A 17,774-nucleotide genomic window follows, 5' to 3' on the forward strand; every position below is an offset into this window, starting at 1 on the left:
CGGTGCTTGCCGGAATCCATGGTTAGCGGTCACCGACATAGGAAGCAATGACCGCCTTTACTACTCTTCATCGTGAGATGCCAATTTATGAGCCATATGGGCGGTTCGTTACGCCGGACGGGAGGGCTCGCGCCTACTACTGGAGGTCGTAGGTGACGTGGGTCTCGTGGCGGGCCTCACCTGCGGGGGACCTCCGGGTGGCACTGGGTCAACGCCCGGTCACGGGGAGAAGCGGCCCGGAAGGGCTCTCGTCGCCGTCGTACCGAGCCTCGGGCGGCTGCGGCCCTGGAGCGTCGGCGTCAGCCGGGCCGGGCGAGCGTCGGCGTCAGCTGGGCCGGGCGACGGCGGAAAAGCCCCCGGACGCACGACAGCGCGCTGCGGGACCGGTGTGTCGGCACCGGTCCCGCAGCGCGCTTCTTCTTCACAGTGGTCTGGTCACCGTGGTTCTCGGCGAGGCGGGCCGTATCCCCGCTTCGCCGTCCGGCCTCAGCGGGTGCCGACCGCGGCCCGCACCGCCCGCCGCGCCATGGCGCAGTCGTCGTGCAGCCTGCGCAGCAGCAGCCGCTGCTCCTCGCCCGAGGAGAGCGCGCCGGGCCGGTCGGCCCCCGCCCCCGCCGCGGGCGCCTCGCGCATCGTGCGCTGGACCGCCGTCTCGTAATTGCGGATCTCGCGGGTCAGCACCAGCATCAGGTTCACCAGGAACGCGTCCCGCGCGGCCGGCCCCCTGGCCTGGGCCAGCTGGCTGATCTGGCGTCGCGCCACCGGGGCGTCGCCCAGCACCGCCCACAGCGTCGCCAGGTCATACCCCGGGAGATACCAGCCGGCGTGCTCCCAGTCGACGAGCACCGGCCCGGTCGGCGACAGCAGGATGTTGGAGAGCAGGGCGTCCCCGTGGCAGAACTGCCCCATGCCCTGCTTGCCGCCCGCGTGGGCCAGACCGTGCAGCAGCTTCTGCAGGTCGCCCAGGTCACGGTCGGTGAAGAGACCGAGCTCGTGGTAGCGCGCGATCCGCGACGCGTAGTCGAGCGGCGCCTCGAACAGTCCGGGCGGCGGCCGCCAGGCGTTCACCCGGGCGATCGCCCCTAGCGCGGCCCGGATGTCGGCCCTCGGCGGCGCCTCCGCCGGGTGCCGGGTGAGGGCGGCGACCCGGCCGGGCATCCGCTCGATCACCAGCGTGCAGTTCTCCGGATCCGCCGCGATCAGCCGGGGCACCCGAACCGGGGGGCGGTGCCGGACGAACGCGCGGTATGCCGCTATTTCGTGCCGGAACCGCTCGGTCCACGCCGGCGAGTGGTCCAGTAAACACTTCGCGACGGCGGTGGCCCGCCCGGTCGTCCCGACGATCAGGACCGAACGGCCGCTGCGGCGCAGCACGTGGACCGGGTTGAACTCGGGGCAGATGCGCTGCACGGAGGCGATGGCCATCCTTACCTGCGCGCCCTGGGGCCCGGACAGGTCGATCCTTCCGCTGAGCGGTCCGGCGCCCGGCCCCGCGGCCCGTCGGGCCCGGCCCGGACCCTGCACCGGTGCGCCGGCGTGAGGAGCGAGATAGGGCCCGCCACCCGCGCCCATCGGGCGGAGCGGACGGGGCGGGGCGGACACGGAGGACGATGCTGTGTACATGGGCGAGACAGATCCCTTCGTGCGCCGACAAGGTACGTGCGCCAACCCGGCCGACGGCCGTTCGGCACCCTGGGGAGTACCTAGGGCTGCCGGGCGGGGTGGCGCTTTCCTACCTGACACCGGAGCGCGGGTGGCAGACCATCTGGCGGACCCTGGCGAACCCTGGCGAATAGTCACAGCGCATCTGACAGGGGGTTAGTGTCAAGTCAGCCGAGAACCTGGGGGCTTGAAGTGACCGGAGAACCCAACACCCGCCTTTCTGACCTGTTCGGCCTGGCCGGCTGGTCCAAGGGCGAACTCGCGAGAATGGTGAACCGGCAGGCGGCGGCCATGGGCCACCCGCAGCTGGCCACCGACACCTCGCGGGTCAGGCGCTGGATCGACATGGGGGAGTCCCCCCGTGATCCCGTGCCCGAAGTGCTGGCGGCTCTGTTCACCGAGCGGCTCGGCCGTGTCGTGACCATCGAGGACCTCGGGTTCGGCCGACGCGGGCGTGTGGGGAAGCGGCGTGACTCCGGGACGGAACACCATCCCGATCAATTGCCGTGGGCGCCCGAACGGACGGCAGCGGTCCTCACCGAATTCACGGGAATGGACCTCATGCTCAACCGACGTGGCTTGGTGGTGGGTGCGGGTGCGGGTGCCGCGCTCACCGCCGGCTCAACCATCGCCGGCCCCATGCGTGACTGGCTGAACAGCGCCCCCGCTTCGGCGGCCGACGCTCCACGCGCCAACGATCCCCTGCACGCCGATCCCGCCGGTTTCGACCGGTACGAGGCCGCCCCGGTCGGCTCCGAGGAGATCGAGGCCCTGGAACACTCGGTCGAGGTATTCCGCGCCTGGGACGCGTCCCGGGGCGGCGGACTCCAACGCAAGGCGGTCGTGGGCCAGCTCAACGAGGTGGGCGGCATGCTCGCCTACCGCCACCCCGACCATCTCCAGCGCCGCCTGTGGGGCGTCGCCGCCAACCTCGCCGTCCTGGCGGGCTGGATGTCCCACGACGTCGGCCTCGAACCCACCGCCCAGAAGTACTTCGTCATCGCCGCCCACGCGGCCCGCGAGGGCGGCGACCGGCCGCGCGCCGGAGAGGCACTCTCCCGGGCGGCACGCCAGATGGTGCACCTGGGCCGCCCCGACGACGCACTCGACCTGATGAAGCTCGCCAAGTCCGGCTCCGGCGACGAGACCCTGCCCCGCACGCAGGCGATGCTGCGCACCATCGAGGCCTGGGCACAGGCGTCGATGGGGCGCGGGCAGGCCATGCGGCGCACCCTCGGCGAGGCCGAGGAGCTCTTCACCTCGGACAAGAGCGATGTGCCACCGCCCAGTTGGATGCAGATGTTCGACGAGGCCGATATGCACGGGATGCAGGCACTGGCCTTCCGCACCCTGGCCGAGCACGACCGGGGGGCCGCGGCCATCGCCCAGCGCCACGCCAAGCAGGCGCTGGAGCTACGGGACAAGGATCGCCGGCGGTCGAAGATCTTCGACTACATCTCGCTGGCCTCGGCCTGCTTCATCGCCAACGATCCCGAACAGGCCGACCGGTACGCCCGGCTCGCGCTGGTGTCGATGGGGGAGACCTCCTCGCACCGCACCTGGGACCGGCTCCGCGAAATGTACCGGCTCACCGGTCAGTTCGCCGGATACGCGGGAATCCAGGATCTGCGCGAGGAGATCGAGCTGTCGATGCCGCCGAGCCAGAAGAAGGCCAAGGGCACGCGGATCTGACCCGGCGGCGCCACTTCCCGCTCACGCACGCCCTGACACGTCCGCGCTTCCTCACGCCCCGATGCGGGCGACCAGCACGCACGCGTCGTCCAGGCGCTCGGTCCCACCGAACTCCTCGACGACGCTCCGTACGCACTCCTGTGCCGTACGGGCGTCCGCGAACCGGGGGGCGAGGGCGAGCAACGCCTCCGGGCCCGCACCCCGGTCGCCGCGTCGCGTCAGGCCGTCGGTGTGCAGTACGAGCACGTCACCGGGGTACAGCCGCACCTCGTCCTGCTCGAAGACGATGTTGGACGCGGCGCCGAGCAGCATGCCGTCCGGCGGGGGCAGGAGCCGTCCCGAGCCGTGGCGGAAGAGCAGCGGTGCGGGATGTCCGGCCTGTGCCCAGGACAGAACGGAGGAGTCGGGGTCGAACCGGCAGCACAGGGCGCTGCCCAGCGCGGGCTGCACCGACGTTTCGAGCACCTGGTTGAGGTGCCCCATCAGCGCGCCCGGCTCGATGCCGGCGACGGCCATGCCGCGCAGCGCTCCCAGCATCATCGCCATCGCCGAGGTGGCGGGGATGCCGTGCCCGGTGAGGTCGCCGACGGTGAGGAGGGTGCGCCCGTCCGGCAACGCCATGGCGTCGTACCAGTCGCCGCCGATGAGGTCGCTCGACTCGGAAGGGAGGTAGTGCGCGGCGATGTCCAGGGCGCCGGGGCCCCGCGTCGGGAGCCGCAGCGATCCGCGCCACGGAGGGAGGACGGCTTCCTGGAGCTCCACGGCCACGCGGTGCTCGGCGCGCTCGATGTGCTCCTCGCGCCGTACCGACGCCCGGTTTCTGCTCACGGCCTGCTCGCTGCGCCGCAGCTCGCTGACGTCCCGCAGGACCGCCCACATGGAGGCGGTGCAGCCCTCGGCGTCCAGGACCGGTTCGCCCGTCATGTGGAGGGTGCGCGTGCGGCCGTCGGGCCGCACGATGCGGAACTCGCCGTCCATCGGCCGGCCGTCGACGAGACAGCCCGTCACCATGGCGGTCAGCACCGGCTGGTCCTCGGGCAGCAGTACGGACGGCAGGTCGTCGAGGGAGAGGGGAGTGGACCCGGGCGGCCTGCCGAAGATCTCGTACAGCTCCTCGGACCAGCGGGACTCGTCGGTGAGGAGGTTCCACTCGGCGCTGCCGACCCGGTTCAGCAGCGAACCGGCGCTCGGATCGTCCGGGACCGCGACGGCCCGGGGGGTGTCGGCGGAGCAGCGGTCCGGCAGACCCGCCCGAAGCTGGCCCAGGTGTTCGTCGAGGTCGTCCAGGTGCTGCACGGCGAGCTCGCACAGGGCGCGCTGCCAGCGCAGCTGGGGGTCGTCCTCGTCGAACACGACGGCGTCCCGCCGCACCGCGTCCACGTCCCCGCGCAGCCGGCGCGTCCGGTGGATCAGGGCGTCGACGGCGTCAGGCGCGGGAAGCTGTGGTGCGGGGCGGTCCGCGGAGAGGGGGGACGGCATCTCGTACTCCGATACAGGCGCGGCCTAGCCGGTTCTGAAGGGTGGATCGTTACCGACTGTCGCACAGGCCGCGGCGGCCCGTAAGAGCTTTGGCAACACTCGACGGGTTCATGCTTCTGGCATATGCCAGCGGCCCTCAAGGCTGGGAGCTACCCGAACAGGCGTGCGCTTGGGGCGAGTTGACGGTGAGGTCCGGGGTGGTCGACATGCGCGCCAAGGGCAACGGGATGATCTCGAAGCCCTGATCAGCTCGGCTCCGCGTGCGGCGATGTGCGGCCCCGCAGGGGACCGGCGGGCCTCACCGGCAGGCATTCGGCGAGCAGGTCGAGGACGTCGCGCCAGGCTCGCTGCGCGTGCCGTGGGTGGTAGCCGACGCCGGAGACCACGGGGTGGCCGACCGGCGGGTGGTGGAAGGCGTGCAAGGCGCCGCCGTAGACCGTGAGGCGCCAGTCGACGCCCGCGGCCTGCATCTCGGCGGTGAACGCGTTCCGTTGCGCGGGCGGCATGATGGGGTCTTCCGACCCGACCCCGGCCCACACCGGGCAGCGAATGCGCGCCGACTCGCCCGGTCGGCCCGTGGTGGTCGCGTTGACTGTCCCGATCGCGCGCAGGCTGACGCCGCCGCGCCCGAGTTCCAGTCCGACGGCGCCCCCGGTGCCGTAGCCGACGGCGGCGATCCGGTCGGGGTCGGTCCGCGGCTCGGTGCGCAGCACGTCCAGCGCGGCATGGCCGATGCCCCGCATCCGGTCGGGATCGGCGAGCAGTGGCAGGCAACGGGCCAGCATCTCCTCGGGGTCGTCGAAATAGCGCCCGCCGTGAAGGTCGAAGGCCAGCGCCACGTATCCCAGCGCGGCGAGCGCATCCGCCCGGCGACGCTCGACGTCGCTGAGCCCCGTGCCCTCTGGTCCGAGCAGCACCGCGGGTCGGCGGTCGACACCGGCCGGGAGCGCGAGGTGCCCGATCATCGTCAGACCATCGGCCGGATACTCGACCGTACGCGTCGTAACCGTCTTCATGGGACTGGACTGTAGTGATCGTCGGGTCCGGTCCGGCGGGTGTTCTGCCGCCGGCAGAACGGCCCGGGTATCCCTCTGGAGCGCGGTGCGCGGCGGGCCGGGAATGCCGAGCGGGCGGTCCGCGTTACCTCACCAGAACGAAAACGACACCCATTCCCGATAGGGGAGTGGGGTCGGCAGAGCACCGGGAGGCGCCCATGGCACGCAGCGAGACCAGGCCGGTCGTCACCCTCCGGTCCACCGTGGGAACGGGCCGGAGCTATGTGACGCGCAAGAACCGCCGTAACGACCCCGACCGGCTGGAGCTCCGGAAGTTCGACTCCGCCGCCGGCCGGCACGTGCTGTTCCGTGAGGTCCGCTGACCGTCCGGAAGAAGCCCGTCCCCCTGTACGTCACCGCTGTCCGCGGTGAGGAAGGAACGCATCCATGAAGTCCCGTATCCACCCCGTGTCCCGTTCGGTGGTCTTCCGTGACCGCGCGGCCGACGTAGCCTTCCTGACCCGCTCCACCGCCGACTCCGGCGAGCACGTGGCATGGGAGGACGGCAACACCTATCCCGTCATCGACGTGGAGACCTCCTCGGCGAGCCACCCGTTCTACACCGGCGGCCGCCAGGTGCTCGATACGGCGGGCCGCGTCGAACAGTTCCGGCGCCGCTACGGCACCGGCGAGACGTCCGCGAGCTGACCGAGCAGGCCTGACCAGGGGGAAGCCCGGAAATCCGTGCCGTGGATCACATCCGCGGGGGCGGATTCCCGGGAACACCTCAGGATGGTTTATCGTTCATCTATACGTGGGAGTGAGGGGGACAGTGTCCCCGGGCCTCACCTGCAGCCCATGGGGAACATCGCACCGCCGAAGCCCCATGGAGCGCTCCGCCGAGAGGCGACCGCCCTTCACGCCCGCACTCAAGCCGCCCCGGCTGGATTCCCCCGATCCGGCCGGGGCTTCCCCTTTGCGGGGGAGGCGCCATGGCCCCGTACAGGTCACACGGTCTCGTCGAGGTCCTTCGCATAGTGCTCGATCGCCCGCCGGTACCCCTGGACGTGCGGGTCGTTACTGGTCGTGGCCGTCAGCTCCAGCAAGAGCCGCATCGCCTCGTGGTGCTCGTCGGTGTTGTACAGGGCCATCGCCAGGAACGCCCGGAGCGAGCCGTTGTCCGGGAACTCCTCGACGCCCCGGCGCAGCGTCTCCACCGCCTGCCCGTACCGCCCGAGGATCCGGTACGTGCTGCCCAGCCCCAGGAGCGCCCCGCTCCGATCCTCCGCGGCCAGCTCCGGATTGGCCAGAGCGCGCTCGTAATAGGGCACCGCCTCCGACTCCAGCCCCAGTGCGTCATGGATCCATGCCGTCCGGTAGGCCACCTCCGCGTCGTCGGGGTACTCGGTGGTCAGGGCGAGGAGCCGTTCGCGCGCCTCCTCGGGCCGGCCCTCCGTACGCAACCGGTCGGCCTCTTCCAGCAGGTCTTTCTTCTTACGTGCGCTCATGCGCACATCGTCGCAGGTGTGCGTGGACGGCCGCGTGAGATTTCCGCTCCATGGGCCGTCCGGTGTGTGTTCCGGCCGGTCGGGGGCATCCGTCGGCCATGACAGCAGAGGCGAATCCCCCTACACGCCGGGGGACATGGGCACGTGTGCTGGTGCGCGGCGCGGTCCTGACGGTGGTGCTGCTGGGACTGGTGGCGTTCTCCGTCCTCCTGGCCAAGGTGACGCTCACGCCCTCACCGGCCTCCGAGGACCTCGTCACCTCGAATCTCCGCCCCGGGCGCTCCCTGCGCCAGTACGCCGAGGAATACACCTTCCTCGCCGCGGTCAAACAGGCGGGCGGAAACCTGCTGCTCGGCGTGCCGTTCGGGCTCCTGCTGCCGTTCTTCGGGGCACGCCGCCTGCGCATGATCCGGATGACGCTGCTGACCGCCGTCGCCATGGCCGTCGTCGAACTGATCCAGGGGGCCCTGGTCGCGGGGCGCGCCTTCGACATCGACGACGTCATCCTCAACACGGCGGGCGCGCTACTGGGCTACTTCGTGCTGGGCCGCCGGATCAGCCACCGCTACTACACCTACACCGACGACCCGGGCTCCCCCGGCCCGTCGGCGCAGGAACCCGGGGCCGAGACGAAGCACGCGCCGAGCCCCACCGCGCGCACCAAGCCGGGCCGCACGAAGACCGCTGCCATGAAGGCGGCCCGCACCAAGGCCGGACAGTGGGCCCGGCCGAAGCAGGCGGCCAAGGATCCGGCGAAGACGCGAGGCTCCCGCACCGGGAAGACCGACGGCCGGGCAGGATCGAACGCGGCCGAGTAGCCGGGCAACGTCTCCTGTGGTTGCGTTGCACGCGAATGGTGCCGTGGGTGCCGGTCGACTACGTCCGTCCGCTCCGCGGATTCCACGAGAACGATGGGATGAGGTCCGGCGCTGTGACGAGAGGATCGAGTAGGGCACGCTACGTCAACCTGCGGGGCCGCAGGGCGCTGCTGGCAGCCGCCTGCGCGCTGGCGGTGACCGCGAGCGGGTGCGGCGATGACGGCTTCTCCCTGCCCGAGTGGGATGCGCCGGGTCAGAACGCCCGTGTCGGGAACATCATGATCCGCTACGCGCACGTGGCCGAACCAGAGGGCGGGCCGTGGCAGCCGGGGGACGACGTCCCGGCTTATGCGTGGCTCTACAACAAGGGCGGCGAGACCGACAGGCTCCTGGGGGCCGGCACGCCGAACGCGGCAGCGGTCGACCTCGTCGACGCCGACGGCGATCCGCTCCCCGACGGCGTGGAACTGCCTGCGAACAAGCTCGTGGAACTGGAACCGGGCAAGTCCCACATGGTCCTGCGGGAAGTGGGCGAGGTGATCAGGGGCGGTGACTTCATGAAATTCACCCTGCGGTTCGAGAAAGCGGGAGCGGTCACCTTCAGCATCCAGTCACAGGCCCCCGTCTACGACAGGAGCGCCTCCCCCGATCGGTGACGCCGAAGCCTCGGCACCGGACCTGCCGCCCGCGAGGCCGGTCAGTGCGGAGTGCCGCGAGGGCATCGCGGACATCGATAGACAGCTCGCCAGGGCCGAGCAGGACGGCAGCGGCGGCGGAGAGCCGGCTTTCTCACGGGCCCGTGCCGGCGCCGGGGAGCTTGTCGCCGCCGCGGCGGCGAGGCCCGCGTCGCCCTCGGGCGGGACTCAGGGAGCGCGAGATCACGGCCTGCCCCGACTCTCGTCGGCTCCCGCCCCCGCCGCGTCGGCATAGCGGCGGGCCAATTGGGCGAAGGCGTCCCTGAGCGCGTCAGGTCCGACGACCTCGATGTCCGCGTCGAACCTGCCGAGTTCGGCGGCGAGGCCCGCCCACGACCAGGCGCCCAGGACCACGCGGCAACGGTCCGGGCCGTGCTCCTCGACGGTCCCGTCGCGGACGTGGCCGGCCACCGCGGAGGCCGGCGCGTCGAGGATCACCTCGCCGTGGCAGGGCCACGCGCCGGGGGCGTCGGAGCCCTGGAACCGGGCGGCGACGAAGGCGGCCACATCGCCTCCGGGCACCTCGCGCGGCGTGAACCGGGGACCCGTGGGAGTGCGCGGGGTGATCCGGTCCGCGCGGAAGGTCCGCCAGTCCTCGCGATCCAGGTCCCAGGCGACGAGATACCAGCGGCCGCCCCAGGTGACCAGGCGGTGCGGCTCCACCCGCCGCACAGCGGGCGGGGCATCGGCGGTGTCCGGCGCGTACGCGGGGGAGTGGTCGAAGCGCAGCACCTCGCGGGCGTGCACGGCGGTGCTCAACGCCACGAGCACCCGCGGATCGGCCTGCGGCCGCGGCGGGCCCCCCGCGCGTTCGACGGCGGTGACCCGCAGGGCGTCGACGCGGTGGCGCAGCCGGTCGGGCATGACCTGCCGGACGGTGGTGAGCGCGCGGGCCGCGGCCTCCCCGATCCCGGCGCCGGTCGCGGCGGCGGTCCGCAGCGCGACGGCGAGCGCGACGGCCTGGTCGTCGTCGAACAGCAACGGCGGCAACCGCGCGCCCGCGTCCAGCCGGTATCCGCCGTCGGGGCCTTTGAACGCCGCGATGGGATAGCCCAGCTCCCGCAGCCGGTCGACGTCACGCCGCACCGTGCGCGGGCTGACCTCCAGCCGCTCGGCCAACGACGGGCCTGGCCAGTCCCGGCGCGCCTGGAGCAGGGAGAGCAGCGCCAGCAGTCGCGCTGAAGTCTTCGGCATGACGCCAGTATGACCCGAGAAGAGGCCACACCCTGTCCTCTTCCCTTGCGAGGGTAGACGCGTACCGCACGACAGGAACACCGGAAGGAACCCCGATCACCATGACCACGGCCCCCACCTCTCCCGACGCCGAGCGCACCGACCTGCTCGCCGCCCTCGCCACCGCGCGGGCCGCCCTGATCCGCACGGTCGAGGGGCTCGGCGACGAACAGGCCGGTGAGCGCCCGACCGTCAGCGCGCTGTGCCTGGGCGGCCTCGTCAAGCACGTCACGGCCATGGAGGAGAGCTGGCTGAACTTCGTGACCGAGGGCCCGTCGGCGATGTCCTTCGCCCTGCCCGAAGGAGTCACGTGGGACGATCTGGCGGCCGGCACCGCCGTCGAGTTCCCGAAGTGGGCGATCGAGCGGGAGAAGGAGTTCCGCATGCTGCCCGGCGAGACGACGTCCGGGGTTCTCCGCGCCTACGAGCAGACTGCCGCCCGCAGCGAGAAGATCATCCTCGCGGTCCCCGACCTCTCGGCGACGCACCCGCTCCCCGAGGCGCCCTGGAACGAACCCGGCGGCGAGTGGAGCGTACGGCGGGTGCTGACCCACGTCCTCACCGAGACCGCCCAGCACGCCGGGCACGCGGATATCCTGCGCGAGACGCTCGACGGGCGGCAGGCGACCTGACCACCGGCGCGCCGCGCGGGGCGCGGAAACCGACGGCAGGCGACCGAGAAGGAGAGACCACACGGTGACCGTCCTCGACAACCGGGCGCTCAACCGCGCCATGCTGGCCCGCCAGTTGCTGCTCGACCGGGCCGATCTGCCGGTCGTGGACGCCGTGGCCCACCTCTGCGGCCTCCAGGCGCAGGAACCGCAGGAGCCCTTCGTCGGGCTCTGGTCCCGGCTGGCCGCCTTCGACCCGGCGGTTCTCTCGGACCTGCTGACCCGGCGGAGCGTGGTGCGTACCCATCTGATGCGACGCACGGTCCACCTCGTCACCGCCGACGACGTCCTCGCCTGGCGGGCCCGCCACGACGCGATGCTGCGCCAACGCGTGCTCGGGGTCTACCGCGACGAGCTGAAGGGGGTCGACCTCGACGCACTCGCCGCTGATGCCCGGGAGCTGATGGCTGACGGGGAACCCCGTACAGCGGCCGAGATCGTGGCCGCGCTCGCCGGGCGCCGGCCCGGTCCGGGGCCCCGCCCGCTGGGCGAGATCGTGGTGGCCGCTCTGGTCCCGATGGCGCAGGCCCCGCCCCGGGGGCTGTGGCGGGCGAAGGGCGGGGTGCGCAACGTCGCCCTCTCCTCCTGGCTGGGCCGTCCGGTCGATCCGCCCGCCCCCGACGGCGCCGACCCGGTCGGCCAGGCACTGGTCCGGCGCTATCTGGCCGCCCACGGCCCCGCCGCGACGGCCGACCTGCGCGCCTGGTCCGGCCTGGCCGGACTGCCCGGCGCGGTCGCCGCCGTACGCGACGAGCTGGTCCGCTTCCGCGACGAGCGGGGACGGGAGCTGCTCGACCTGCCCGACGCGCCGCGCCCGGACCCGGACACTCCTGCCCCGGTGCGGTTCCTGCCGGCCTTCGACAACGCGATCCTCGGCTATCAGGACCGCGGCCGGATCATCGACGACGCCCACCGCGGCCTCTCGGTCGCCGGCGAGCGTGTCGTGCTGGTCGACGGCCGCGTGGCGGCCACCTGGCGCGTCACCGACGAGGCCGTCACGGTGCAACCCCTGCACGCGTTCTCCCGGGCCGACCGCGACGCCGTGGCCGACCAGGGGAGGGAGCTGGCGTCATTCCTGACCGACGGCGGGAGCGATCGCGTACGGGTGGCCGCCGCGCCGGGCTGAGCGTGCCCGGCCGCCGGGCAGCCGCCCTCGTGTCTGCCCGGCCGTACCGGAACAGGCCCATTTTGTACGGTAGTTCTGCCGGGATCCGGGAGCAGCCGGACTGAAAGCACCGGTCGTGGGTCACACGGTGAACATGACGTCCAGCGACGTAACCACAGAGCCCGCGCCGCACGGCGACAGAACGCGCGACATCCGCCGCTCCCGTAGGTGGCCGATGGTCCTCGGCGTCGCCGCGGCCGTGCTGGTCCTGCTGTTCGCCGGCAGCAGGCTCAGCCTGCTGCCGGGTCTCGACGACCTCTTCGGCGAGGAGACCCACGACCGGTCGGGCCCCGCCGTGCTCAAGTCGATCCAGGACATGAGCGCGTACGAGGCCGCCTCGGGCAACTTCCAGGTCGTCGTCGATCTGGAGAAGGACGCGAAGTTCGTTCCCGACGCCCTGCGCGGCACCCGTACCCTGTTCGTCGGTGCGGGCACGGTCGGCGCCTCCGTCGACCTGGGCAAGGTCACCGGGAGCGGCGTCGTGGTGAACGAGGACCGCACCACCGCCGAACTCCGGCTGCCGCACGCGGTGCTGGGCAAACCGGCCCTCGATCCCGACCGCTCCTACGCCGTGTCCAAACAGCGCGGTCTCCTCGACCGGCTGGGCGACCTCGTCTCCGACAATCCCGGCAGTGAGCAGGCGGTCAACCAGCTCGCCGTTCACCACATCTCACGAGCGGCGAAGGAGAGCGAACTGATCGCCCGCGCGGAGAAGAACACCGCCGACATGCTGAAGGGGCTGCTCGGCTCCCTCGGCTTCGAGCGCGTCACGGTCCGGTACGGCGACGACCAGGAGTGATCGCGTCATACGGGCCGCGTGGGCCGCCCGCGCGACGCGGAGGAGCGGGCCGCCCACTGCGGATCACCCTTGACGTGAACGCGTCGGTGGGTATGGTCTAGTCCAAGTGCAAGGCCTTTCCGGACACCCGCCATCAGGGTTGTCCGGCAAGGGACTTGCAGCCCTTCGCGCCTCTTGGCCCCACACTCGCGAGGCCTCGCCGCCGAAGCCGGGCCCCCCACGGCCCGCCACCGCGCGGTGCGGTCTCCTGTGAAGGAGAAACATGCACGCGAAAAGGAAGACCGCACTCGCCGTCGGCGCCCTGCTCGCCCCGGTCCTCGCCCTGAGTCTTCCGGCGAGCTCCGCCAGTGCCCACGGCTACATCTCCAACCCGCCGAGCAGGCAGGCGCAGTGTGCCGCCGGCACGGTCAGCTGCGGTGCGATCACGTACGAACCGCAGAGCGTCGAGGGCCCCAAGGGGCTCACCAGTTGCAGCGGCGGAAACAGCGGCTTCGCCGACCTGGACGACGACTCCAAGGGCTGGTCGGTCACTCCGGTGAACCGTTCCCAGCAGTTCGAGTGGAAGCTCACCGCGCGCCACTCGACCAGCACCTGGCAGTACTTCGCGGGCGGCGAGAAGATCGCCGAATTCGACGACGGTGGCGCGCGACCCGGCGCGACCGTGACCCACCAGGTCGACTTCGGCGACAAGACCGGCCGGCAGAAGGTGCTCGCCGTCTGGAACATCGCGGACACCCCGAACGCCTTCTACGCCTGCATCGACGTCAACGTCGGCTAGGCACGCCGTATCGGTCGGGCTCCACGCCCCTCCGTCCGCCACGCCCCGGTCGCGCATCGTCGCGGCCGGGGCGTGGTGCTGTTCGCGGTGGCCGGAAAACGGCATGGCGCGGAAGGCTCGGGTAGTCGAGCGGTTACCCTACGTCAGCTGTCCTGATGGATCATCACTGCTCGAGGGGACTCCTGAATGCACCGCATCCGTACCGTACTCGCCGCGCTCGGCATCACCGCCGGACTGATCTCCGCCCCGGCGGCGAGCGCCGCACCGGGGCCCGCCCGGCCCGCGCCCGCCGCCGAGCGTCATGAAGTCTGCACCGGAGAGTTCCGCGGCGACGCCCGCCTCGGTCCCAAGTGGCTGCCGAACAAGCGGCTCGCCCCGGTCGGTCCGCTCCTGAAGGGCTGGCAGCGCACCGGCGACCTCACGCCGAACGACTTCCTCAAGAAGTACTGGGAAGGGCCCGCGGACACCGGCAGTTGGAAGTACCCGCCCAACGACGGCTTCGCCGAGGTGAACGGCGAGATCGACAAGGAGCCCGTGAAGCTCCGCGCCGGCCAGCGCCTGGACCGCTTCGGCTCGGAGTACGGCGGCTACCTCGCCCCGGCGGGTGACGCCTACGCCGAGCGTGCCCTGCCCCCGCAGAACCTGAACACCCGTGACGCGGCCACCCCTTGCGACTACCGGGTCTACAAGGTCGCCAAGCCCTTCTGGGTCTGGCAGGGCGGCATCGCCCCGTGGTTCGAGCAGCCCGGCGGCGGCCAGCAGATCAAGCTCGACGCCGTGTTCCTCGACCCGGGCGCGGGGCAGCGGCTCAACGTGAAGTGGCTGCTGGACAACGCCTACCTGACGCCCGCGGGCGCGTAACCCGCCATGGACCGCCGGTCCTTGCACGCGGCACTCGTCGAGGCACGGATCCCCGGCGGCTACTACCGGATCGAGGGCGTCCACGAGCCCGTTCCCACCCCGCCGGACTTCCTCTTCGTCCGGCGCGGCGGGGACGGAGACTGGGAGACCGGGGCCTTCGAGCGCGGAACATACGAAGTCGTCGCCCGGCACCCGGACGAGGCCACCGCCTGCGCGCACCTGCTGAGCCTGCTCGTCTGAAGCCGGTCCCCGCACCCGTTGTTTTGCCGGAACGGCAAACAACCTTGTCCGTGCGGTCACACCGGCCGAATGATCGTGACCGGGCGGCCGGGCCCCGGCCCGGCCGCCCGCCGAAGCGACACGACCGCCCCGCCCGCACGGGGCGCCCGAGGAGGAGCCATGCCGGAGCCCACCCCCGTAACCACGCCGTCCGCGCGTTCCGCAGACCGTGCCGCCCGACCCTCCGCCCTCCTGCCCGGCGCGACGCACCGGATGGTCGACGTCCCCGGCGGCCGGATCCACTGCGTCGAACAGGGCACGGGCCCCCTCGTGCTCCTGGTCCACGGCTTCCCCGAGTCCTGGTACTCCTGGCGCCACCAGCTCCCCGCCCTGGCCGCAGCGGGGCACCGTGCCGTCGCCATCGACGTACGCGGATACGGGCGTTCCTCCGCACCCGCCGCCACCGACGCCTACCGCATGCTCGCCCACGTCGCCGACAACACGGCCGTCGTCCACGCCCTCGGCGAGGAGACCGCCACGGTCGTCGGACACGACTGGGGCTCGCCCATCGCAGCGAACAGCGCCCTGCTCCGCCCGGACGTCTTCACGGCGGTCGCGCTGCTGAGCGTCCCGTACGCGCCCCGGGGAGGCCCCCGCCCCACCGACGGTTTCGCAGGCGTCGGAGGCGAGGAGGAGTTCTACGTCAGCTACTTCCAGACCCCCGGCCGCGCCGAGGCGGAGATCGAGCCGGACGTACGCGGCTGGCTCGCCGGCTTCTACGCGGGACTCTCCGGAGACATCACCGCCCCCGCAGGCCACCCCGGTCTCTTCTTCGTACCGCCGGGCGCGCGCATGGCCGACCGCTTCCCCGTCGGCGCGCTCCCCGGCTGGCTCGAGGAACGGGACCTCGACGTCTACGCCGAGGAGTTCGAACGCACCGGTCTGACCGGCGCCCTCAACCGCTACCGCAACGTCGACCGGGACTGGGAGGACCTCGCAGCCTGGGACGGAGCACCCGTCACCCAGCCCTCGATCTTCATCGGCGGCGCCCTTGACGCCTCCACCACATGGATGTCCGACGCCATCGACGCCTACCCGCGGACGCTCCCCGGCCTGTCCGCCGCCCACATCCTCGAAGGCTGCGGCCACTGGATCCAGCAGGAACGCCCCGACGAGGTCAACCGCCTGCTGACCGACTGGCTGCACGGCCCGCGCTGAGCGACACCGGGCCAGGGGCCCCCGGGTCAGCAGGCCGTGCCGCGGGTCGCCGCCGTCGCCCGGAGCAGGTCGCGGACGAGCGTGAAGTCGATCCTCCGCGGATCGCGGAAGCGCAGGCAGTGCCTGCCCATGTCGTGGGAGGCCAGCCGGTCCGTGAACGCGTCGCGGACGTCACCGCCGACCCGGCGGTGTGTCGCACCCGGGAGCAACGGGCTCCTCCGGCGAAGGTGGACGCATGAATACAGCAGGCATGCTGGCCGAAGCGTTCGACCGGGTCGGGGAAGCGGTCCACGCGGCGGTCGAAGGACTCACGCCCGACGACCTCAACGCCCGCGTCGACGCGGGGGCGAACTCCATCTCCTGGCTGGTCTGGCATCTCACCCGCGTCCAGGACGACCACATCGCCGAGGCCGCCGGAACCGGACAGATCTGGCACACCGAAGGCTGGGCGGACATCTTCGGACTGCCGTTCGACGAGGCGGCCACCGGCTACGGGCACAGCACCGACGAGGTCGCCGCCGTCCGCGTGGACTCCGCCGATTCCCTCCTCGGCTACTTCGACGCCGTGCACGAGCGGACCCTGGAATTCGTCGCCGGGCTGGAGGGCCACGCCCTCGACCGGATCGTCGACGAGGACTGGTCGCCCCCGGTGACGCTCGGTGTCCGGCTGATCAGCGTCATCGCCGAGGATCTCCAGCACGCGGGCCAGGCCGCCTACGTCCGAGGGATGCTGGAACGCGCCTGAAAACCGGTGACCGGAGCAGCGGCGGAACGGGGCCCGCGCACACCCGTGCGCAGTCCCAGCGGCGGTGCCATACTCGGAAGAAGTCGGCTGGACAGGCTTGCCATCGTCCGAGAGGTGACCGACATGAGCTGGGCATCTTGGACGACCAGTGGTGTCTTCGCGGGAACCGGTGGGGTGCGCACCGAAGAAGCGGGCATCCTGAGCGGCGATCTCACCGTGCATACGACCTGGTCCGACGGACAGGCGTCGGTGGCCGTGCAGTACAGCGGGTCGTCGGACTGGTTCACGCTCACCGGCAGCCCCGTGCCGTGCCCCTCCGAGGAGGAGAGCCGCACCTTCCACCAGAGCGTGGTCGAAGCCGTCCGCGCCGGCGAGGGCGCGACGGTCCCTCCGGTCGGCGCGGGACCCGTCTGACGTCGCCCACCGCTCACCGCGCCCCATAGAGTGGATCACCGGATCCGTTCCCCCAGGGACGGGCGCGCGGTACACGGGCGAGGAGCGGTGCACATGGGGCGGGCAGGCACACAGCGGTCGAGGACACGGAAGAACCGGCCGTTCTGGGTGGAGCTGCCGCTCCTCATCGGCGTCGCCCTGGTGCTGGCGCTGCTCATCAAGACGTTCCTGGTGCAGGCCTTCTCCATTCCCTCGGACTCCATGCAGAACACCCTTCAGCGGGGCGACCGGGTCCTCGTGGACAAGCTGACCCCCTGGTTCGGATCGGAGCCGGAGCGCGGTGAGGTGATCGTCTTCCACGACCCGTCCAACTGGCTCGCGGGCGTGCCCGTGGACCCGCCCAACACCGTGCAGAAGGTCCTGAGCTTCGTCGGCGTGATGCCCTCCGCCGAGGAGAAGGACCTCATCAAGCGGGTCATCGGCGTCGGAGGCGACACGGTCGAGTGCGAGGGCGACGGGCCGGTGAAGGTCAACGGCACCGCCCTGGACGAGCCGTACGTCTTCCCGGGCAACACCCCTTGCAGCAACGACGAGGACGGCGGCCGGTTCAAGGTCACCGTGCCCGAAGGCAAGATCTGGGTGATGGGGGACCACCGACAGGCCTCCGCGGACTCCCGCTACCACCAGGACGACCCGAACCAGGGGATGGTCCCGGTCGACGAGGTCGTCGGCAGGGCTGTCGTCATCGCCTGGCCGGTCGGCCGCTGGAGCACCCTGCCGGTGCCGGGAACCTTCGACAACGTGCCCGACAAGCCCCGGGGCCCCGCAACTCGCTGAGGGCTG

At 71.8% G+C, this 17,774-nt stretch carries 20 protein-coding genes and 1 pseudogene; 15 read left to right on the forward strand and 6 right to left on the reverse strand.

Annotated elements, in window-relative coordinates; all coding sequences use genetic code 11:
- Nucleotides 1-486 precede the first annotated feature (486 nt).
- Nucleotides 487-1,623: an aminoglycoside phosphotransferase family protein gene (locus N7925_RS34990; protein ID WP_265603534.1), complete on the reverse strand. Its 1,137-nt coding sequence runs from the start codon at nucleotides 1,621-1,623 to the stop codon at nucleotides 487-489.
- Nucleotides 1,624-1,854: 231 nt separating this feature from the next.
- On the opposite strand from N7925_RS34990, the gene N7925_RS34995 reads away from it, so the two are divergent.
- The gene (locus N7925_RS34995; protein WP_265603535.1) at nucleotides 1,855-3,354 is read left to right on the forward strand and encodes a DNA-binding protein NsdB; all 1,500 of its coding nucleotides are present in this window, start codon (nucleotides 1,855-1,857) and stop codon (nucleotides 3,352-3,354) included.
- 51 nt (nucleotides 3,355-3,405) lie between these two features.
- Here the strand turns inward: N7925_RS34995 and N7925_RS35000 are convergent, their stop codons facing one another.
- Nucleotides 3,406-4,833 (reverse strand): PP2C family protein-serine/threonine phosphatase, encoded by a 1,428-nt coding sequence (locus tag N7925_RS35000; RefSeq protein ID WP_265603536.1) that lies wholly within the window; start codon nucleotides 4,831-4,833, stop codon nucleotides 3,406-3,408.
- A 245-nt stretch (nucleotides 4,834-5,078) separates the two neighbouring features.
- A complete protein-coding gene (locus tag N7925_RS35005; RefSeq protein ID WP_265603537.1) occupies nucleotides 5,079-5,849 on the reverse strand; it encodes a dienelactone hydrolase family protein in 771 nt (256 codons plus the stop codon).
- A gap of 197 nt (nucleotides 5,850-6,046) precedes the next feature.
- Here N7925_RS35005 and rpmG point away from each other — a divergent pair, with 197 nt between their 5' ends.
- Both rpmG and N7925_RS35015 read left to right on the forward strand, forming a co-directional pair.
- Nucleotides 6,047-6,211, forward strand: a complete 165-nt coding sequence (rpmG, locus tag N7925_RS35010; protein ID WP_265603538.1) for a 50S ribosomal protein L33 — start codon at nucleotides 6,047-6,049, stop codon at nucleotides 6,209-6,211.
- Nucleotides 6,212-6,275: 64 nt separating this feature from the next.
- Nucleotides 6,276-6,536 carry a type B 50S ribosomal protein L31 gene (locus N7925_RS35015; RefSeq protein WP_265603539.1) on the forward strand — a complete coding sequence of 87 codons (261 nt, stop codon included), beginning with the start codon at nucleotides 6,276-6,278 and terminating at the stop codon, nucleotides 6,534-6,536.
- 299 nt (nucleotides 6,537-6,835) lie between these two features.
- Here N7925_RS35015 and N7925_RS35020 read toward each other — a convergent pair whose 3' ends face one another.
- Entirely contained in the window at nucleotides 6,836-7,336 is a 501-nt protein-coding gene (locus N7925_RS35020) for a tetratricopeptide repeat protein (protein WP_265603540.1), read from the reverse strand.
- A gap of 146 nt (nucleotides 7,337-7,482) precedes the next feature.
- On the opposite strand from N7925_RS35020, the gene N7925_RS35025 reads away from it, so the two are divergent.
- Nucleotides 7,483-8,154 (forward strand): VanZ family protein, encoded by a 672-nt coding sequence (locus N7925_RS35025; RefSeq protein ID WP_265603541.1) that lies wholly within the window; start codon nucleotides 7,483-7,485, stop codon nucleotides 8,152-8,154.
- Nucleotides 8,155-8,267: 113 nt separating this feature from the next.
- Entirely contained in the window at nucleotides 8,268-8,810 is a 543-nt protein-coding gene (locus N7925_RS35030; protein ID WP_265603542.1) for a copper chaperone PCu(A)C, read from the forward strand.
- A 222-nt stretch (nucleotides 8,811-9,032) separates the two neighbouring features.
- Here the strand turns inward: N7925_RS35030 and N7925_RS35035 are convergent, their stop codons facing one another.
- Entirely contained in the window at nucleotides 9,033-10,043 is a 1,011-nt protein-coding gene (locus N7925_RS35035; protein WP_265603543.1) for a helix-turn-helix transcriptional regulator, read from the reverse strand.
- A gap of 101 nt (nucleotides 10,044-10,144) precedes the next feature.
- Here N7925_RS35035 and N7925_RS35040 point away from each other — a divergent pair, with 101 nt between their 5' ends.
- The 7 genes from N7925_RS35040 (at nucleotide 10,145) to N7925_RS35070 (ending at nucleotide 15,793) form a co-directional block, all read left to right on the forward strand.
- A complete protein-coding gene (locus tag N7925_RS35040) occupies nucleotides 10,145-10,714 on the forward strand; it encodes a DinB family protein (RefSeq protein WP_265603544.1) in 570 nt (189 codons plus the stop codon).
- Between the two features lie 64 nt (nucleotides 10,715-10,778).
- Nucleotides 10,779-11,879 (forward strand): winged helix DNA-binding domain-containing protein, encoded by a 1,101-nt coding sequence (locus N7925_RS35045; protein WP_265603545.1) that lies wholly within the window; start codon nucleotides 10,779-10,781, stop codon nucleotides 11,877-11,879.
- 133 nt (nucleotides 11,880-12,012) lie between these two features.
- Nucleotides 12,013-12,717 (forward strand): DUF4230 domain-containing protein, encoded by a 705-nt coding sequence (locus N7925_RS35050; RefSeq protein ID WP_265603546.1) that lies wholly within the window; start codon nucleotides 12,013-12,015, stop codon nucleotides 12,715-12,717.
- A gap of 262 nt (nucleotides 12,718-12,979) precedes the next feature.
- A complete protein-coding gene (locus tag N7925_RS35055; protein WP_265603547.1) occupies nucleotides 12,980-13,495 on the forward strand; it encodes a lytic polysaccharide monooxygenase auxiliary activity family 9 protein in 516 nt (171 codons plus the stop codon).
- A gap of 186 nt (nucleotides 13,496-13,681) precedes the next feature.
- Nucleotides 13,682-14,356 carry a TNT domain-containing protein gene (locus N7925_RS35060; protein WP_265603548.1) on the forward strand — a complete coding sequence of 225 codons (675 nt, stop codon included), beginning with the start codon at nucleotides 13,682-13,684 and terminating at the stop codon, nucleotides 14,354-14,356.
- Nucleotides 14,357-14,362: 6 nt separating this feature from the next.
- The gene (locus N7925_RS35065; protein ID WP_265603549.1) at nucleotides 14,363-14,596 is read left to right on the forward strand and encodes a hypothetical protein; all 234 of its coding nucleotides are present in this window, start codon (nucleotides 14,363-14,365) and stop codon (nucleotides 14,594-14,596) included.
- Between the two features lie 159 nt (nucleotides 14,597-14,755).
- Entirely contained in the window at nucleotides 14,756-15,793 is a 1,038-nt protein-coding gene (locus N7925_RS35070; protein ID WP_265603550.1) for an alpha/beta fold hydrolase, read from the forward strand.
- A gap of 26 nt (nucleotides 15,794-15,819) precedes the next feature.
- Here N7925_RS35070 and N7925_RS35075 read toward each other — a convergent pair.
- Nucleotides 15,820-15,966: pseudogene (locus N7925_RS35075) on the reverse strand (DUF1801 domain-containing protein); the annotation flags it as partial.
- Nucleotides 15,967-16,028: 62 nt separating this feature from the next.
- On the opposite strand from N7925_RS35075, the gene N7925_RS35080 reads away from it, so the two are divergent.
- The 3 genes from N7925_RS35080 to lepB all read left to right on the forward strand — a co-directional run bounded on the left by N7925_RS35080 (nucleotide 16,029) and on the right by lepB (nucleotide 17,768).
- Complete coding sequence (locus N7925_RS35080) at nucleotides 16,029-16,538, forward strand: mycothiol transferase (RefSeq protein WP_265603551.1); 510 nt, start codon at nucleotides 16,029-16,031, stop codon at nucleotides 16,536-16,538.
- 123 nt (nucleotides 16,539-16,661) lie between these two features.
- Nucleotides 16,662-16,952 carry a hypothetical protein gene (locus tag N7925_RS35085; RefSeq protein WP_026290270.1) on the forward strand — a complete coding sequence of 97 codons (291 nt, stop codon included), beginning with the start codon at nucleotides 16,662-16,664 and terminating at the stop codon, nucleotides 16,950-16,952.
- A 93-nt stretch (nucleotides 16,953-17,045) separates the two neighbouring features.
- On the forward strand, nucleotides 17,046-17,768 hold the full coding sequence (gene lepB / locus N7925_RS35090) for a signal peptidase I (protein ID WP_265603552.1): 723 nt from the start codon (nucleotides 17,046-17,048) through the stop codon (nucleotides 17,766-17,768).
- Nucleotides 17,769-17,774: the final 6 nt, after the last annotated feature.

The organism is Streptomyces sp. CA-278952, from assembly GCF_028747205.1.
Lineage (GTDB): Bacteria > Actinomycetota > Actinomycetes > Streptomycetales > Streptomycetaceae > Streptomyces.

Coding starts and splice junctions, on each gene's coding strand:
- N7925_RS35060 (WP_265603548.1), top strand. CDS start 13,682: ATGCACCGCATCCGTACCGTACTCGCCGCGCTCGGCATCACCGCCGGA.
- N7925_RS35005 (WP_265603537.1), bottom strand. CDS start 5,849: ATGAAGACGGTTACGACGCGTACGGTCGAGTATCCGGCCGATGGTCTG.
- N7925_RS35065 (WP_265603549.1), top strand. CDS start 14,363: ATGGACCGCCGGTCCTTGCACGCGGCACTCGTCGAGGCACGGATCCCC.
- N7925_RS35070 (WP_265603550.1), top strand. CDS start 14,756: ATGCCGGAGCCCACCCCCGTAACCACGCCGTCCGCGCGTTCCGCAGAC.
- N7925_RS35050 (WP_265603546.1), top strand. CDS start 12,013: ATGACGTCCAGCGACGTAACCACAGAGCCCGCGCCGCACGGCGACAGA.
- N7925_RS34990 (WP_265603534.1), bottom strand. CDS start 1,623: ATGTACACAGCATCGTCCTCCGTGTCCGCCCCGCCCCGTCCGCTCCGC.
- lepB (WP_265603552.1), top strand. CDS start 17,046: ATGGGGCGGGCAGGCACACAGCGGTCGAGGACACGGAAGAACCGGCCG.
- N7925_RS35035 (WP_265603543.1), bottom strand. CDS start 10,043: ATGCCGAAGACTTCAGCGCGACTGCTGGCGCTGCTCTCCCTGCTCCAG.
- N7925_RS35015 (WP_265603539.1), top strand. CDS start 6,276: ATGAAGTCCCGTATCCACCCCGTGTCCCGTTCGGTGGTCTTCCGTGAC.
- N7925_RS35040 (WP_265603544.1), top strand. CDS start 10,145: ATGACCACGGCCCCCACCTCTCCCGACGCCGAGCGCACCGACCTGCTC.
- N7925_RS35000 (WP_265603536.1), bottom strand. CDS start 4,833: ATGCCGTCCCCCCTCTCCGCGGACCGCCCCGCACCACAGCTTCCCGCG.
- N7925_RS35085 (WP_026290270.1), top strand. CDS start 16,662: ATGAGCTGGGCATCTTGGACGACCAGTGGTGTCTTCGCGGGAACCGGT.
- N7925_RS35055 (WP_265603547.1), top strand. CDS start 12,980: ATGCACGCGAAAAGGAAGACCGCACTCGCCGTCGGCGCCCTGCTCGCC.
- N7925_RS35020 (WP_265603540.1), bottom strand. CDS start 7,336: ATGAGCGCACGTAAGAAGAAAGACCTGCTGGAAGAGGCCGACCGGTTG.
- rpmG (WP_265603538.1), top strand. CDS start 6,047: ATGGCACGCAGCGAGACCAGGCCGGTCGTCACCCTCCGGTCCACCGTG.
- N7925_RS35080 (WP_265603551.1), top strand. CDS start 16,029: ATGAATACAGCAGGCATGCTGGCCGAAGCGTTCGACCGGGTCGGGGAA.